Raw genomic sequence first — 1,865 nt, forward strand, 5'->3', positions numbered from 1 at the left:
ACGAGCCGCCAGCAGCGGGTGTCCACCTCGCTCATCGCGCCGCACGACATGACCGCCTTCGCGCTGGTCTCCGGCGACCACAACCCCATCCACGTCTCCGACACCGCGGCCGACCTCGCCGGCCTGGGCGGCGTGATCGTCCACGGGATGTGGCTCTCGGCCGCCGCGCAGCACGCGGTCCAGGCCTCGGACGGGAAGACCCCCGCCCTGCGGATCGCCGGCTGGACCGCCCGTATGCTCGCCCCGGTCCGACCGGGCGACCACATCAAGGTCCGTGCCGTCCAGACCGGCCGTCTCGCCGGCGGCCAGGTCCTCGAGGTCACGTGCACGGTCGACGGTGCCACCGTCATGGCCGCCACCGCCCTGACCGAGGCCCCGCGCACCGTCTACGCCTTCCCCGGCCAGGGCATCCAGGCCAAGGGGATGGGCATGGAGGGACGCACCCGCTGCCCGGCCGCCCGCGAGATCTGGGACCGCGCCGACGCGCACACCCGCGAGGCCCTCGGCTTCTCCATCCTCGCGCTGGTCCGTGAGAACCCGACCGAGGTGACCGTCCGTGGCACCGTCCACCGGCATCCCGACGGCGTGCTCTACCTCACCCAGTTCACCCAGGTCGCGATGGCCTGCCTCGCGGTGGCGCAGCGCGCCGAGCTCGAGGCCGACGGGTTGTTCATCGACGGCGCCTACTTCGCCGGCCACTCGATCGGCGAGTACGACGCCCTGGCCGCCATCTCCGGCACGCTGGAGCTCGAGCCGCTGTTGGAGATCGTCTTCCAGCGCGGAGCGACCATGCACGAGCTCGTCCCGCGTGATTCCGAGGGGCGGTCCGACTACCGGATGGCCGCGATCCGGCCGTCGCAGATGGGGATCAGCGACGACGAGGTCGTGGACTGGGTGGCCGCAGTGGCTGAAGACTCAGGTGAGTTCATCGAGATCGTCAACTACAACCTGGCGGGCTCGCAGTACGCGCTCGCCGGCACCGTCGCGGGCTGCAAGGCACTGGAGAAGGCCGTCGAGCGCGAGCTCGAGCGGTCCGGGGGCAAGAACGCCTTCATCCTGGTGCCCGGCATCGACGTTCCTTTCCACTCCACCGTCCTGCGCGGCGGCGTCCCGGACTTCCGGGCCACCCTCGACGCGCTGATCCCGCACGACATCGACATCTCGGTGCTCGTGGGCCGCTACATCCCCAACCTGGTGCCGCGCCTGTTCAGCCTTGAGCGGTCCTTCGTGCAGGAGATCGCCGACCTCGTGCCGGCCGAGTCCCTTACCGAGGTCCTGGCCGACTGGGACTCCTGGTCCGCCACGCCGACGCGCCTGGGCCGCCTCCTGCTGGTGGAGCTGCTGGCCTGGCAGTTTGCCAGCCCGGTCCGCTGGATCGAGACCCAGGAGCTGCTCTTCACGCCCGTCGAGCGCGGCGGACTCGGCATCGAGTGCTTTGTCGAGGTCGGTGTGGCGAACGCCCCGACCGTGGCGAACCTCGCCTCCAAGACCCTCGACCTGCCCACGCACCGCGGCCCCCGCGCCCAGGTGCTCAACGTCGAGCGCGACTCGGCGACGTTGTACGGCACCCTGCCGCCCAGCGTGGAGGTCGACGACGACGACTCGGTGGACGCCACCGAGTCCGCCACCGGCTCGACCAACACCGCGGCCGCCGACCAGGCGGCCCCCACAGACCCCGCACCGGCCGTCAATACCCCCGGCACGGCCGGTGCGGACCGATCCACCACCCCGGCAGCCGCCGAGGCCGCCCCCGGGGCTCCCCGCCCGGACGACCTGGAATTCGGCGCCCCCGCGGCCACCCGCATGCTGGTGGCGCTGCGCACCAAGGTCCGTCCCGAGCAGATCGCGCCCGGTGACTCCATCGA

1 protein-coding gene is annotated in these 1,865 nt (G+C 72.0%); it reads left to right on the plus strand.

The features are described from left to right. Positions 1–1,865 (plus strand): acyltransferase domain-containing protein (locus tag G6027_RS10645; RefSeq protein WP_182637155.1); only part of this gene is annotated, 1,865 nt, incomplete at both ends.

It is taken from the genome of Dietzia sp. SLG310A2-38A2, assembly GCF_014145095.1.
In the GTDB taxonomy this organism is placed as follows: Bacteria; Actinomycetota; Actinomycetes; order Mycobacteriales; family Mycobacteriaceae; genus Dietzia.